This is a genomic window from Kitasatospora cathayae, assembly GCF_027627435.1.
GTDB lineage: Bacteria > Actinomycetota > Actinomycetes > Streptomycetales > Streptomycetaceae > Kitasatospora > Kitasatospora cathayae.
Genome location: NZ_CP115450.1, coordinates 5,462,405 through 5,476,636 on the forward strand (window position 1 = coordinate 5,462,405; position 14,232 = coordinate 5,476,636).

The 14,232-nt window shown below is 72.5% G+C and carries 12 protein-coding genes; 11 read left to right on the forward strand and 1 reads right to left on the reverse strand.

What is annotated here, in order from left to right; genetic code table 11:
• Position 1: 1 nt before the first annotated feature.
• Positions 2 to 2,329: a transglycosylase domain-containing protein gene (locus O1G21_RS24435; RefSeq protein WP_270146726.1), complete on the reverse strand. Its 2,328-nt coding sequence runs from the start codon at positions 2,327 to 2,329 to the stop codon at positions 2 to 4.
• A gap of 338 nt (positions 2,330 to 2,667) precedes the next feature.
• Between O1G21_RS24435 and O1G21_RS24440 the strand changes: the two genes are divergently transcribed.
• From O1G21_RS24440 to O1G21_RS24495, 11 genes are all read left to right on the forward strand, one after another.
• A complete protein-coding gene (locus O1G21_RS24440) occupies positions 2,668 to 3,525 on the forward strand; it encodes an ABC transporter permease (protein ID WP_270146727.1) in 858 nt (285 codons plus the stop codon).
• Positions 3,518 to 4,480: an ABC transporter permease gene (locus tag O1G21_RS24445; RefSeq protein ID WP_270146728.1), complete on the forward strand. Its 963-nt coding sequence runs from the start codon at positions 3,518 to 3,520 to the stop codon at positions 4,478 to 4,480. The genes O1G21_RS24440 and O1G21_RS24445 overlap by 8 nt, the downstream gene beginning before the upstream one ends.
• A 26-nt stretch (positions 4,481 to 4,506) precedes the next feature.
• A complete protein-coding gene (locus O1G21_RS24450) occupies positions 4,507 to 5,466 on the forward strand; it encodes an ABC transporter ATP-binding protein (RefSeq protein ID WP_270146729.1) in 960 nt (319 codons plus the stop codon).
• Between the two features lie 251 nt (positions 5,467 to 5,717).
• Positions 5,718 to 6,944: a glycosyltransferase family 2 protein gene (locus O1G21_RS24455; RefSeq protein ID WP_270146730.1), complete on the forward strand. Its 1,227-nt coding sequence runs from the start codon at positions 5,718 to 5,720 to the stop codon at positions 6,942 to 6,944.
• A 405-nt stretch (positions 6,945 to 7,349) separates the two neighbouring features.
• Complete coding sequence (locus O1G21_RS24465) at positions 7,350 to 8,645, forward strand: DUF445 domain-containing protein (RefSeq protein WP_270146731.1); 1,296 nt, start codon at positions 7,350 to 7,352, stop codon at positions 8,643 to 8,645.
• 195 nt (positions 8,646 to 8,840) lie between these two features.
• The gene (locus O1G21_RS24470) at positions 8,841 to 9,860 is read left to right on the forward strand and encodes an adenosine deaminase (RefSeq protein WP_405000829.1); all 1,020 of its coding nucleotides are present in this window, start codon (positions 8,841 to 8,843) and stop codon (positions 9,858 to 9,860) included.
• A 140-nt stretch (positions 9,861 to 10,000) separates the two neighbouring features.
• On the forward strand, positions 10,001 to 10,573 hold the full coding sequence (locus O1G21_RS24475; RefSeq protein WP_270146732.1) for a toxin-antitoxin system HicB family antitoxin: 573 nt from the start codon (positions 10,001 to 10,003) through the stop codon (positions 10,571 to 10,573).
• 93 nt (positions 10,574 to 10,666) lie between these two features.
• Positions 10,667 to 11,506 carry a DUF4097 family beta strand repeat-containing protein gene (locus tag O1G21_RS24480; RefSeq protein ID WP_270146733.1) on the forward strand — a complete coding sequence of 280 codons (840 nt, stop codon included), beginning with the start codon at positions 10,667 to 10,669 and terminating at the stop codon, positions 11,504 to 11,506.
• On the forward strand, positions 11,506 to 12,432 hold the full coding sequence (locus O1G21_RS24485; protein ID WP_270146734.1) for an ATP-binding cassette domain-containing protein: 927 nt from the start codon (positions 11,506 to 11,508) through the stop codon (positions 12,430 to 12,432). Before O1G21_RS24480 ends, O1G21_RS24485 begins: the two co-directional genes overlap by 1 nt.
• Before the next feature lie 5 nt (positions 12,433 to 12,437).
• Positions 12,438 to 13,199, forward strand: a complete 762-nt coding sequence (locus O1G21_RS24490) for an ABC transporter permease (protein WP_405000830.1) — start codon at positions 12,438 to 12,440, stop codon at positions 13,197 to 13,199.
• A gap of 351 nt (positions 13,200 to 13,550) precedes the next feature.
• Positions 13,551 to 14,165 (forward strand): hypothetical protein, encoded by a 615-nt coding sequence (locus O1G21_RS24495; RefSeq protein ID WP_270146736.1) that lies wholly within the window; start codon positions 13,551 to 13,553, stop codon positions 14,163 to 14,165.
• Positions 14,166 to 14,232: the final 67 nt, after the last annotated feature.

Below are 14,232 nucleotides of genomic sequence, written 5' to 3' on the forward strand. Positions count from 1 at the left end.
GTCACCGGGCCGGGGCCGGGGCGACCGCCGTGCTGGTGGGTCCGGTGGTGGCGGTGGGCGGGTTGCTGGGCTGGGCGGGTCGGGTCTGGGTGGGGCGGCTGGTGGGGAGGGGCTGGTCCTGGCTGGGGGTGGGCTGGGGGTTCTGCGGGCTGGGGGCGGCGGGGCCGGGGCCGGGACCGGGCTGGTCGGTGACGGCCGCGGGTGCGCTGGGTGCGTGGCTGGGGGTGGGCGCGGGGGCTCCGGTGGTGGCGGGGCTGGGGGTGGTACTGGGGGAGCTGCTGCTGGGGGTGCCGGTGGTGGGCCAGCTGTCGGGGCCGGGGGCGCTGTGGCCGGTCTGGAGGTCGAACTGCTGGGTGGGGGTGCCGCCGAGGGCGGCGGTCATGTAGGCGGTCCAGATCTTGGTGGGGAAGGCGCCGCCGTTGATCCGGGTGAGGCCTGCGGTGCCGGCCAGCGGTTCCTTGGCGTGGCTCTTCGGGTTCTCGCGGAACAGGCCGACGGTGGTGGTGAGTTCGGGGGTGTAGCCGGCGAACCAGGCGGAGAGGTTGGCGTCGGTGGTGCCGGTCTTGCCGGCGGCGGGGCGGCCGAGGTCGAGGGCGGCGGCGCCGGTGCCGCGTGGGCTGACGACGTCGCGCAGGACGTCGGTGACGGAGTCGGCGACCGTGCGGCCGATGGCGTCGACGGCCTTGTGGTCGGGCATCTTGGGGACGTCGATGGCGCCGCCGGGGTTGACGCGTTCGAGTTTCTGGACGGACCAGGGGGTGTGGGCCTGGCCGTGGTTGGCGAGGGTGGCGTAGGCGCCGGCCAGGTCGAGGGCGCTGGGGGTGGCGGTGCCGAGGGTCATCGAGGTGTTGGCGGGGTCCATGCCGCGGACGTTGTCGGGGATGCCGAGTTTGACGGCGGTGTCGCGGACCCGGGCGAGCCCGGCGTCCACGCCTTCCTGGGCGTAGACGGAGTTGACGGACTTGACCATGGCGTAGCGCAGGGTGATGTTGCCGTAGTCGACGTCGTCCTCGTTGGGGGGCGCGTAGGGGGTGGGGCCGCCGGTGACGGGGCGTTCGCTGGTGCCGTCGTAGCGGGTTTCGGTGGTGATGGGGTGGCCGTCGACGGTGTGCTGGGCGATCAGGCCGGCGGCGAGGTCGATGGGTTTGAAGGTGGAGCCGATCTGGTTGTCCTGGCGCAGGGCGTCGTTGAAGGGCTGTTTGGCGTAGTCGGGGCCGCCGTAGACGGCGACGACGCGGCCGGTGGCGGGTTCGACGGAGGCGCCGGCGACCCGGACGTCGGTGTCGGTGGTGGGGCGGGCCTTGGGGTCGAGTTCGCCGGTGAGTTCGTCCTGGACGGCTTTGACGAAGGCGTCCTGCTTGGGCTTGTCGAAGGTGGTGGTGATGCGCCAGCCGCCGGCCTTGAGGGTGGCGGCGTCGATGGTGCCGGAGGAGATGAGGTAGTCGTCGGCGACGCCGACGAGGTAGCCGGCCTGGCCGGCGAGGCCGGTGGCGGGCTGGGGGTCGATGGGTTCGGGGAAGGTGGTGGCGTTGCGGTCGGCGGTGGTGAGGAAGCCGAGTTGGACCATGCCGTCGAGGGCGTAGTTCCAGCGGGCGATGGCCTTTTCGCGGTTGGCGGGGGTGGCGGTCTTGACGTCGTAGAGGCTGGGGGCCTGGAGCAGGGAGGCGAGGTAGGCGCCCTGGCCGAGGGTGAGTTGGGAGACGTCGACGCCGTAGTAGGCGTGGGCGGCGCTCTGGATGCCGTAGGCGCCGCGGCCGTAGTAGCTGCTGTTGAGGTAGCCGGCGAGGATCTCGTTCTTGCTGCGCTGCTGGTCGACCTTGAGGGCGATGAAGAGTTCGCGGCCCTTGCGGGCGAAGGTCTGGTCCTGGGTGAGGTAGTAGTTCTTGACGTACTGCTGGGTGATGGTGGAGCCGCCCTGCATGCCCTTGCCGAGGAGGGTGTTCCAGCCGGCGCGGAGCATGCCCTTCAGGTCGATGCCGCGGTTCTGGTAGAAGGTGCGGTCCTCGGCGGAGACGACTGCCTGTTGGGTCTGCAGGGGGATCTGGTCGATGGTGACGTCGGTGCGGTTGACGGCGCCGGTGCGGGCGATCTCGGTGGTGCCGTCGGCGTAGAGGTAGATGTTGTTCTGGGCGACGGCGTGGGCGTTGGGGTCGGGCACGGGGACGATGACGTAGAGCACGGCGAAGGCGCCGACGGCGAGCAGCAGGAGGGCGGTGAGGGTGCCGAGGGTGATCCGCCAGGTGGGCAGGAGCCGGCGCCAGAGGGGGAGGGCGCGGCGGGCTTCGCGGCGGGCGGCCCGTTTGGCCTGGCGTCGGGTGCTCGAGGTCATGACGGGATTATCTGCTATTTGACGTGAGTTCAGCGGCGGCCGGGGGCTGAGGTGCGCGGTTGTGCGGGGGGCGGCGTGCGCCCTGGGCGTGCGTCTCGGGGAGCCCCGGGTGCGTCTTGGGATGCGTCCTGGGATGCGTCTTGGGGTGCCTCGGAAATTTGGGTGCGGGTGATGGGGGCCGGCGGTACGGTGAAAGGTGCAAATCGCATAGCGCACTGACTTCTGACAGCTCCGTCCGCCGAGCCCGGTACCCCCGGGTGTGGTCGGTCGGGGCCGCTGGGGTGTGCGCGGACGTCTGCGGGCAGCCGTCTGCCCGTATTTGTCGACAAGGAGACAATATGCCGAACGCCGCACTCGTCGGGGCGAGGCCCCCTGATACCTCCGGTGGATCCGCCGCCGGGCTGTACGCCGCCGTCGCCCGCGGCGCCTTCCGCCGCTACTCCACCTACCGGGCCGCCACCCTGGCCGGCACCTTCACCAACACCGTCTTCGGCATCATCCTGGCCTCCTCCTTCCTCGCGCTCTGGCAGGCCCGCCCGGGCCTCGGCGGCTACGACCAGAGCCAGGCCGTCACCTACATCTGGGTCAGCCAGGGCCTGCTGGTCACCATCGCGGTCTGGGGCGGGGGCTTCCAGGACGACGTCCAGGACCGCTTCCGCAGCGGTGACATCGCCGTCGACCTCTACCGCCCGGTCGACTTCCAGGGCTGGTGGCTGGCCACCGACCTCGGCCGGGCCGGCTTCCAGGCGCTGGTCCGCGGCACCGTGCCGATGCTGGTGGGCGCGCTGGTGTTCCGCACCCGGATGCCCGAGCACCCGCTGACCTGGGTGTTCTTCCTGCTCTCCGCCCTGCTCGCGCTGCTGGTCAGCTTCGGGCTGCGGTTCCTGGTCTCGATCACCGGCTTCTGGCTGCACGACTCGGAGGGGGTGCGCGCGGTGATGCTGGTGGTCTCGATGTTCTTCTCCGGGATGCTGCTGCCGATCGCTCTCTTCCCCGGCTGGCTCGGCGACCTCGGCCGGGTGCTGCCCTGGGCGGCCCTGGTCAAGGTGCCGACCGACGTCTTCCTGGAGCGGGCCGAGGGCAGCGGGCTGCTCCCGGCGCTGGGCTTCCAGCTCGGCTGGGCGGCCGTGCTGCTCGCCGCCGGGCGGGGTGCCCAGTGGCTGGCGACCCGCCGGGTGGTGGTTCAGGGTGGCTGATCCCCTCGCCGCTGAGCCGCTCGCCGCTGAGCCGCTCGCCGCTGAGCCGCTCGCCGCTGAGCCGCTCGCCGCTGAGCCGCTCGCCGCTGACTCGTCCGCCGCTGACTCGTTCGCCGCTGACTCGTTCGCCGCTGACTCGTTCGCCGCCCGGACGTCCTGGGCGGTCCGCTCCTGGTGGCTGTGTGCCCGGATGTGGATGCGCTCGATGATGGCCTACCGGGCCTCCTTCTTCCTGAACCTGCTGGCCAGCCTGGTCACCCACTCCCTCGACTTCGTCGTCCTGGTGATCATGTTCCGGCACACCGACCGGCTCGGCGGCTGGAACCTGCCGGAGATCGCCTTCCTCTACGCCACCGCGACCTTCTCCCTCGGCATGGCCAACCTGCTGGTCGGCTCGGCCGACGGCCTCGGCGTGCGGATCATGAGCGGCTCGCTGGACACCATGCTGATCCGCCCCGCCCCCGCGCTGTCCCAGCTGTGCGCCGAGCGCTTCAGCCTGCGCCGGCTCGGCCGCCCGCTCCAGGCCGTGATCGTGCTCGTCTGGTCGCTGGCCACCCTGGACGTGCACTGGACCTGGGACCGGGTGCTGCTGGTGCCCGTCCTGCTGGTGTGCGGCACCGTCATCTTCGGCGCGATCTACGTCGGCGGCGCCACCGTCCAGTTCTGGTGGGGCGAGTCCAAGGAGATCCAGAACTCCTTCACCTACGGCGGCGCGACCCTGCTGCACTACCCGCCGACCATCTTCGCCAAGGAACTGGTCGCCGGGGTGGTCTTCGGCGTCCCGCTGGCCTTCGTCAACTGGCTGCCCAGCCTGCGCATCCTCGACCGGCCCGACCCGCTCGGGCTGCCCACCGCCTTCCAGTACGCCTCCCCCGTCGCCGCCGCGCTGTGCGTCGCCGCCGCCGGGACCGCCTGGCGGGCCGGACTGCGCGCCTACCGCGGCACCGGCAGCTGAACCTCCGTACTCCGTAAGGAACTTCCATGGCACTGATCGAACTCCAGGACGTCCGCCGCAGCTTCACCGTGCGGGCCCGCACCGGCCGGTTCAGCCGGGTCAAGCGCGAGGTGCGCGCGGTGGACGGGCTCAGCTTCACCGTCGAGGCCGGCGAGTGCGTCGGCTACATCGGCCCCAACGGCGCCGGCAAGTCGACCACCATCAAGATGCTCACCGGCATCCTCGTCCCCAGCTCCGGCCGGCTGCGCGTCGCCGGGGTCGACCCGGCCCGCGAACGCGTCGCGCTGGCCCGCCGGATCGGCGTGGTCTTCGGCCAGCGCACCACCCTGTGGTGGGACCTCCCGCTGCGCGACTCCTTCGAACTCGCCCGTCGGATCTACCGCATCCCCGACCGGCGGTACCGCGAGAACCTCGGCCGCTGCGTCGAACTGCTCGATCTGGCCGGCTTGTTGGACACACCCGTCCGGCAGCTCTCGCTCGGCCAGCGGATGCGCGGCGACCTCGCGGCCGCGCTGCTGCACGACCCCCAGGTGCTCTACCTGGACGAGCCGACCATCGGCCTGGACGTGGTCAGCAAGGGCAAGGTGCGCGAGTTCCTGCGCGAGGTCAACCGCGACCGCGGCACCACGGTGCTGCTCACCACCCACGACCTCACCGACATCGAGCAGCTCTGCGACCGGGTGATGGTGATCGACCACGGCCGGGTCGTCCACGACGGCGGACTGGACGGGCTGCACGCCGCCGGGCGCAGCGAGCGGACGCTGGTGGTCGACCTGGCCGAGGCCCGGCCGCCGATCGAGGTGGCCGGGGCGCGGGTGGTGAAGGTCGAGGGGCCGCGCCAGTGGCTGGCCTTCCCGGCGCGGGAGAGCGCGGCGCCGATCGTGGCGGAGGTCGCGGCGCGGTACCCGCTGGTGGACCTCTCGGTGCGCGAGCCGGCCATCGAGGACGTGATCGCGCGGATGTACGCCAGGGTCGCGATCGGTTAGCGCGGTCGGGCCGGCGTTCGCCGAGGTCGCGATCGGCCGGCCGACTCGCGAGGGTGTTCGGGCCCGGTCACCCGTCCGGGGAGGGCACGTGACTCCCCGGCGGGCGGCCGAGTTGACGGGGCGAGGTTCCGTTCGACCAAACCCCGCTCGGCCGCACCCCCCGCTCGGCCAAACCCGCCCGGCCGTACCCCGCTTGGCCAAACCCGTTCGGCCGCACCCCGCTCGACCACACCCCGGAGGCCCGCCGCCCGATGACCGTACCCGACGTGACCGTGGTGGTCGCGGTCTACAACACCATGCCGTACCTCACCGCCTGCCTGGACTCGCTGGTCGGGCAGTCCCTGGCGCCGGGGCGGCTGGAGGCGGTGGTCGTCGACGACGGCTCCACGGACGGCGGGGAGGCGCTGCTGGACGAGTACGCCGCCCGGCACCCGGAGCTGTTCCGGGTGGTCCACCAGCCCAACTCGGGCGGCCCGGCCGGCCCCGCCAACCGGGGGCTGGCGATGGCCCGCGGCCGCTACGTGCTGTTCCTCGGCGCCGATGACCGGCTCGGCCCGGAAGCGCTGGAACGGCTGGTCGCGGCCGCCGACGCCTGGGGCTCGGACGTGGTGGTGCCCAAGCAGGTCGGGGTGAACGGGCGGCTGGTGCCGCAGGGCATCTTCCACGCCGACGCCGAGTCGGTCGGCTTCACCGACTCGGCGCTGGCCTGGGCGCTGTCCGACACCAAGCTGTTCCGGCTCGACCTCATCCGGCGCCACGGGCTGTGCCACAACGAGGAGTTGAAGGTCTTCTCGGACCAGTCGTTCACCCTGGAGGCCTGCCTGCGCGCGGGCCGGGTGTCCGTCCTCGCCGGCTACGACAGCTACTTCCTGGTGCTGCGCGAGGACCGGGGCAACGTCACCGAGCGGGCCTCGGTGCCGGACCGGCTGCGCGGGATCGCCGCGCTGCAGCAGGTCGCCGCCGACCTGGCGCAGCCCGGTGAGGAGTTGGACGCGATCCGGGCCCGCAGCTTCGGCTGGGACGTGCCCCGGCTGCTCCAGGACGGCTTCCTGCTGCTGGACGACGGGCTGCAGCGGCGGGTGTGCGTGGAGGTCGGCCGGCTGGTCGAGCGGTTCGGGGCCCGCGCGGTGTACCACCGGTTGCCGGTCGCGGCCCGGCTGCGGCTCGAACTCGCCGTCGCCGTACGGCCGGAGGCGCTGCGCGACCAGATCCGCTACGAGGCGGCGCACGGCGAACCGCCGGTGGTGGTGGACGGCCGGCGGCACTACGCGGGCTACCCGGCACTGCGGGACGCCCGGCTCGCGCTGCCGGACGAGCTGTTCCTGCTGCGCGAGGAGCCGCTGGTCGCGGACGCCCCGCCGCTCAACCTCGCCCAGCAGCTGTGGCGGGGCGTCGTCCCGGAGCAGCTGCGGCGCGGCCTGCGGCGCCATCCGGCGTGGCGCCGGCTGGCCAACTCGGTGAACCGAGGACGGGGATGACGCGCCTGGACGTCTGCGCGGCGGGCCGGGCAGGCCGGGTCTGCCGCCGGCCGTGCGGTTCGCGCTGAAGGGGCACCGGGTGATCGGGGCGGACATCGCGCCCCGGGTGGTGGAGAGCGTCAACCGGGGCGAGCGGCCGTTCCCTCGGGAGGAGGGTTTGGGCCAGGCGCTCAAGCGGGTGGTCGCCGAGGGCCGGGCCGGCTGCGCGCCACCACCGACACCACGGCCGCGGTGGCCGCCTCGGCGGCCGTCCGTGGGCGGGGCCGGGGGTGCGTCGTGAGTCGGGGCGTGCAGCGGGGCGTGAGCCGGGGCGTGCGGCGGGGGTTGAGGGCGGGTGGTCGCCGGTCAGGGCGCGTGATCGCGGGGCACGCCCCGTCCGCGCCGGGCACCGGGCAGACTGGCGGGGTGAGTGACGAAGCCTTCAGCGGGACCGGCCCCGGAGTCCGGTTCACCGCGGCCGACGAGCAGAAGAGACGCGGCGTCCGCCGGATGAAGACCATCGCGACCGGCCTGCTGGCCTTCGCGACCCTGGTCTTCGCCCTCTCCACCTGGGCCAAGGCGACCGGCGCCGGCGCCTGGGCCGGGTACGTGGCGGCCGCCGCCGAGGCGGGCATGGTCGGTGCGCTGGCGGACTGGTTCGCGGTGACGGCCCTGTTCCGGCGCCCGTTCGGCCTGCCGATCCCGCACACCGCGATCATCCCGACCAAGAAGGACGCCTTCGGGCGCTCGCTCGGCGACTTCGTCGGCGACAACTTCCTGGCCGGACACGTGGTGCGCGGCCGGCTCGCCGCACTCGGCGTCGGCCGCCGGCTGGGGGAGTGGCTGGCCGCGCCGGGCAGCGCCGAGCGGGTCACCAAGGAGGCCTCGGCGGCGCTGCGCGGCCTGCTCGCGGTGCTGCGCGACGACGACGTGCGGGCGGTGGTGGCCGAGGCGGTGACCCGGCGGGCCGCCGCCACCTCGGTGGCCGAGCCGATGGGCCGGATGCTGGGCAAGGTGGTCGCGGACGGCGGGCACCGCGGCGTGGTGGACCTCGTCGCCGTCCGGGCGCACGGCTGGCTGACCGCCAACCACGAGGACGTGGTCCGGAAGGTCAGCCAGAAGACCCCGGGCTGGACGCCGAAGTTCCTCGACCACCAGGTCGGCGAGCGGGTCTACAAGGAACTGCTGCGCTTCGTCACCGAGATCCGGGACGACCCCGACCACCCGGCCCGCGGCGCGATCGACAACTTCCTCGCCGACTTCGCCACCGAGCTGCAGACCGACCCGGAGACCATCGCCCGGGTCGAGCGGGCCAAGGGCGAGCTGCTGAACCGCCCCGAGGTGCAGGACCTGATCAACTCCACCTGGGCGGCGGTGCGCACCCTGGTGATGGGCGCGGCCGAGGACGAGGACAGCGAACTGCGTCGGCGCATCCGCGAGGGCGTGCGCCGCTTCGGTGAGCGCCTGGCCACCGACGCCAGGCTGCAGGCCAAGGTGGACGGCTGGCTGCAGGACGCCGCCCAGTACCTGGTCGACACCTACCGGGCCGAGATCACCTCGCTGATCTCGGAGACGGTGGCGGGCTGGGACGCCGACGACGCCTCCCGCAAGATCGAGGCCAACGTCGGGCGGGACCTGCAGTTCATCCGGATCAACGGCACCGTGGTCGGCGCGTTGGCCGGGCTGCTGATCCACACCGTGGCGTCCGCGCTCGGCGGCTGACCCCGGGCCGGCGCCCGGCCCGCCCCCGGCCCGGCGCCCAGAGCCGGGCGCCCGGGTTTGGGCCTATCCTGGGCCGATATTCGCGATACGCGCGTAGAAGGCGCGGAGCAGCAGGAGAAGGGAACCACCGTGGTCCAGCCGGACGGAAGTCGGATCGGAAACCCCACTGGTAGCGGCAGCGCCGCGGACCGGAGCATCGAGGCGTTCATCGCCGGGATGCCCAAGGCGGAACTGCACGTCCACCACGTCGGCTCCGCCTCGCCGCGCATCGTCTCCGAGCTGGCCGCCCGGCACGCCGGGAACTCCAAGGTGCCGACGGACCCGGCGGCGCTCGCCGAGTACTTCACCTTCACCGACTTCGCGCACTTCATCGAGGTCTACCTGAGCGTGGTGGACCTGGTCCGCGACGCCGAGGACGTCCGCGCGCTCACCTACGGCGTGGCCGAGGACATGGCCCGGCAGAACATCCGGTACGCGGAGCTGACCCTCACCCCGTACTCCTCGGTCAAGCGCGGCATCCCGGACGTGGCCTTCATGGAGGCGATCGAGGACGCCCGGCTGCGCGCCGAGAAGGACCTCGGCGTGGTGCTGCGCTGGTGCTTCGACATCCCCGGCGAGGCCGGGCTGGAGGCGGCCGAGGTCACCGCCCGCCTCGCCACCGAGCTGGCCCCCGAGGGCCTGGTCAGCTTCGGCCTGGGCGGTCCGGAGATCGGTGTGCCGCGGCCGCAGTTCAAGCCGTACTTCGACCGGGCGCGGGCGGCCGGCCTGCGCTCCGTGCCGCACGCCGGTGAGACCACCGGTCCGCAGACGGTCTGGGACGCGATCCGCGAGCTCGGCGCCGAGCGCATCGGGCACGGCACCCAGGCGGTCAAGGACCCGGCGCTGCTCGACCACCTCGGCGAGCACCGCATCCCCCTGGAGGTCTGCCCGACCTCCAACATCGCCACCCGGGCCGTCGAGCGGATCGAGGACCACCCGATCAAGCGGATGGTGGACGCCGGGCTGCTGGTGACCGTCAACAGCGACGACCCGCCGATGTTCGGCACCGACCTCAACACCGAGTACGCGGTGGCGGCGCGGCTGCTGGGGCTGGACGAGACCGGGGTGGCGGCACTGGCCCGCAACGCGGTCGAGGCCTCCTTCCTGGAGCAGGCGGGCAAGGCACGCCTGGTCGGCGAGATCGACTCCTACCTGGCCGGCTGGCAGCAGGGCTGACGTCTCCGCTGGTGAACCGCCCCGTCGACCTCGGTCGGCGGGGCGGTTCCGTTTGGTGGCGCCGGGCCTTCCGGGTGGTGGTGCCAAAGTGCTGCCACAAATGCCTCGACATGGCACCATGGCTGTGCCATGCTCTGACCATGGACCTCACGCCGTACGTCGAAAACCTCCGGAACGAGCTCGCGGTGGCCGCCGCCACCGGCGGGGACGAAGCCCGTGCGCTGGCCGAGCGGCTGACGCTCCCACTGGAGTCGGCCGTGCGGCTCACCCTGCTCAACGCCCTCTCGGCCGCCATGGGCGAAGTCACCCGTGACCTCGCCCCGGGCTCGGTGGACGTGCGGCTGCGCGGCCTCGATCCCGAGTTCGTGGTGACCGCGCCGCCCGGCTCCGGTGGCTTCCACGGAGAAGTGCCGCCCGTTGCGCCGTCGATGGCATCACCGATGGCGTCGCCGGTGGTGCCACTCGTGCCGCCCGTGGCGCCGGAGTCCGATGAGGCGGGCACCGCCCGGATCAACCTGCGCCTGCCCGCGAACCTCAAGGCCAGGGCGGAGGAGGCCGCCGGACAGGAGGGCCTCTCGCTCAACGCCTGGCTGGTCCGGGCCGTCGCCGGCGCGGTGGAGGGCGGCCGCCCGCCCGCCCGACCGGCCGCCGACCTCGGCACCCGCACCACGCGCGGCGTGGGCGGCCAGGGCTTCACCGGCTGGGTCCACTGACACCTCCGGCACCGACCGACCATCTGCCCCTTCAACGTCACCCCCGCTGCGACCAGCGGGAACACCCACACGAGCCAAGAGGACGGGACAGCCATGCCTACGTACGAGACCGACGGACCGATCTCCGTCGCCCTGGACTTCGAGATCGGCTCGGTGTGGATCCGGGCGAGCAAGCGCACCGACGCGACGATCGAGGTCCGGCCCACGGCCGCGACCAGGGACGCCGACGTCAAGGCCGCCGAGCTGACCCAGGTCGACTTCTCCGGCGGTCGGCTCACCGTCAAGGGCCCCAAGCAGCGCACCGTGTTCTCCAGCCGGAAGGGTTCGATCGAGATCACGGTCGAGCTGCCCCTCGGCTCCGAGGTGCACGCCGAGTCCCCGATGTCGGACTTCGTCACCGAGGGCCCGCTCGGCGACTGCCGGATCAAGACCTCCATGGGCCGGATCCAGCTCGACCGGGCCGAGCACGTGCGGATCAAGACCGACATGGGGGACATCCGGATCGGCACCGTCGCCGGGAACGCCGAGGTGACCGGCTCCGGCCGGATCGAGGTCGGCACCGTCGGCGGCTGGCTGACCGTCAAGAACAGCAACGGCGACACCGAGATCGACGAGGTACGGGGCGAGCTGACGGCCAACTCCTCCAACGGCCGGATCCACGTCGGCTCCGCCGAGGCGGGCGTGGAGGCCAAGACGGCGAACGGGCACATCCGGCTCGGCCAGGTCGTCCGGGGCAAGGTCAACCTGCAGGCCGGCGTCGGGGACGTCGAGGTCGGCATCGCGGAGGGCACGGCGGCCTGGCTCGACGTGCACAGCAAGTTCGGCGCCGTCCGCAACGACCTCGGCCCGGCGCAGGGCCCGGGCGACGCCCGGGAGACGGTCGAGATCCGTGGCACCACCCAGGTCGGCAGCATCACCATCCGGAGGGCCTGATGGCGGCGATCTCGGCGGTCGGGCTGACCAAGTCCTACGGGGACAAGGCGGTCCTGCGAGGCATCGACCTCTCCATCCCGGCGGGCACCGTGTTCGCCCTGCTCGGGCCCAACGGCGCCGGCAAGACCACCACGGTGGAGATCCTCTCCACCCTGGTCCCGGCCGACGGCGGCTCGGTCCGGGTGGCCGGCCACGACGTGGTCCGCGAGGCCGACGGGGTGCGCAAGGCGATCGGGGTGACCGGCCAGTTCTCGGCGGTGGACAACCTGCTCACCGCGGAGGAGAACCTGCTGCTGATGGCCGACCTCAACCACCTCCGCCGTCGGGAGGGGCGGAGGCGGGCCGAGGAACTGCTGCGGCGCTTCGACCTCACCGAGGCCGCGCGCAAGCCCGTCGTCACCTTCTCCGGTGGCATGCGGCGCAAGCTCGACCTGGCGATGACGCTGGTCGGCGACCCCGAGGTGATCTTCCTGGACGAGCCGACCACCGGACTGGACCCGCGCAGCCGGCGCACCATGTGGGAGATCATCCGGGGGCTGGTCGCCGACCATGGCGTGACGATCTTCCTCACCACCCAGTACCTGGAGGAGGCCGACCAACTCGCCGACCGGATAGCCGTCCTGGACGGCGGCCGGATCGTCGCCGAGGGCACGGCCGAGGAGCTGAAGCGGTTCGTCCCCGGCGGTCGGATCCGGCTGCAGTTCGCGGACGCCGGGCAACTGGACGCCGCCGCCACGCTGTTCGAATACGCCACCGCTGACGAGGAGGCGCTGCGATTGGACATCCCGGGGGACAACTCCGTGGTCACCGTGAAGGCCGTGCTGGACGCACTCGACAACGCCTCCGTGCGAGCCGAGTCGCTGGTCGTGGAGACGGCCGACCTGGACGACGTCTTCCTGCAACTCACCGGGGAGGGTGCGCGATGAGCGCGATGACGACCTATGCGGTCAGCGACTCGCTGACCATGCTGCGCCGGAACCTCAAGCGCGCCCAGCGGTATCCGGCGATGACCTTCTCCGTCGTGGTGATGCCGGTGATGATGCTTCTGCTCTTCAACTACGCCTTCGGGGGCGCGTTGGGAGCCGGCATCGGGGGCGGGAGCTACATCGACTACGTGACGCCGGGGATCGTCCTGATGACGGCGACGGCGGGTTCGGTCGCCACGGCGGTGGGCGTCTGCGTCGACATGACCGAGGGGATCGTCAACCGGTTCCGGACGATGGCGATCTCGCGATCGGCTTTCCTGACGGGGCACGTGGTCGGGAGCGTGATCCAGACGGTGGTCGCGCTCGTGCTGGTGATCGGTGCGGCCTTCGCCATGGGGTTCCGGTCGAGTGCGGGCCCGGTGGAGTGGCTGGCGGCCGCAGGGCTGCTGCTGTTCGTGACGCTCACGCTGACGTGGATCTCGGCGGGCATCGGGCTGGTCTCGAAGACGCCGGAGAGCGCGAGCAACACGCCGCTGCCGCTGACGTTCCTGCCCTTCATCGGCAGCGCGATCGTCCCGCCGGACTCGATGCCGACCGTCCTGCGGTGGTTCGCCGAGTACCAGCCCTTCACCCCGATCATCGAGACCCTGCGCGGCCTGCTGATGGGCACCGGGATCGGCAACAGCGGCTGGATAGCCGTCGCCTGGTGCACCGGCCTCACGCTGGTCGGCTACTTCTGGTCGCGGAGCGTCTTCTACCGGCGGTGACGGGGGTACGGCCGGTAGCCGCCGGACGGCCCGGGAGGCGGGGAGACTCGCCGCCCGGGCCGCGCCGGCGTCCCCGGGCACCGGCCTCCTGGTCGAAACGGCCGCCGAGATCGTCGCCGAGACCGGGCGCCGGTGCTCGTCCTGCACGTCATGGACAGCGACGTCGTCTTCGCGCAGGCCTTCGGCCCCGACGGCCCCGGCTGGCACTGCACCCTGAGGCCCTGGGGTTCGGGTTCCAGGGCGGTGAGTCCCTGGTCTCGTAACGGAGGGTCCGTCAGCAGCCCCGGGCGCGGCAGCCCCCCTGTAGTAAAGTCCGCGCAAAGATCGACAAAAGACCGCCCGGGGGGACGGATGACGGCGAGGCGTCGCAGACAGATCGCCTGGGGGCTCAGAGGCGCGGCACTCCTCGCGCTGCTGGCGTACCTGCCGGGCTGGCACGCCTCGCGCTCCGGCGGCCTGGTGGTGCTCGAGCACTGGCTCAACCGTCCGATCCTGCTCATCGGGACGGCGGTGGTGCTGATCGTGGCCTCGCTGCTGATCGAGTTGGAGTTCCGCACCCGGTTCGCGCAGATCGGCTGCGCGGCCGTCCTGGCACCCCTCGTCGTAGCCGCGGTGCCGGTCCTGGCCCTGTCCCTGGTGTTCAGCAGCCACGGAGGTCGGGAGGATCGGTTCGTCAGCCCGAACCGTCCGGACCGGGTGCTGACCGTCACCAACGTCGCCTTCTCGACCGACCCCGTCTACCAGGTGGAGCTGGAGGCCGGCAGCGGCTGGTCCGCCCGTCACTGGAGCATGGGCATCTGGAACACCCGGGGCGGTGACTTCGTCCGCATCGACTGGTCCGGCCCGGACCAGATCACCGTGACCGGCCGCGAGAAGCTCACCGTCTTCGACGTCCTCCCCGACGGCAGCCCGAGCGTGCCCCGGGTGCTGCCCAGGCAGGATGCGACTGCCGGCGCGGGCTTCTAGCATCACCGGACCACCTCCGGGCCCCGCGCCCTCAGGAGCCCTGAGCGCGCGGGCCCGTTGAGGTGGG

Bases quoted from the DNA above. Each gene is read 5' to 3' on its own strand.
- O1G21_RS24450 (WP_270146729.1), top strand. From the start codon at position 4,507: ATGGCACTGATCGAACTCCAGGACGTCCGCCGCAGCTTCACCGTGCGG.
- O1G21_RS24490 (WP_405000830.1), top strand. From the start codon at position 12,438: ATGACGACCTATGCGGTCAGCGACTCGCTGACCATGCTGCGCCGGAAC.
- O1G21_RS24440 (WP_270146727.1), top strand. From the start codon at position 2,668: ATGCCGAACGCCGCACTCGTCGGGGCGAGGCCCCCTGATACCTCCGGT.
- O1G21_RS24455 (WP_270146730.1), top strand. From the start codon at position 5,718: ATGACCGTACCCGACGTGACCGTGGTGGTCGCGGTCTACAACACCATG.
- O1G21_RS24480 (WP_270146733.1), top strand. From the start codon at position 10,667: ATGCCTACGTACGAGACCGACGGACCGATCTCCGTCGCCCTGGACTTC.
- O1G21_RS24485 (WP_270146734.1), top strand. From the start codon at position 11,506: ATGGCGGCGATCTCGGCGGTCGGGCTGACCAAGTCCTACGGGGACAAG.
- O1G21_RS24435 (WP_270146726.1), bottom strand. From the start codon at position 2,329: ATGACCTCGAGCACCCGACGCCAGGCCAAACGGGCCGCCCGCCGCGAA.
- O1G21_RS24475 (WP_270146732.1), top strand. From the start codon at position 10,001: ATGGACCTCACGCCGTACGTCGAAAACCTCCGGAACGAGCTCGCGGTG.
- O1G21_RS24495 (WP_270146736.1), top strand. From the start codon at position 13,551: ATGACGGCGAGGCGTCGCAGACAGATCGCCTGGGGGCTCAGAGGCGCG.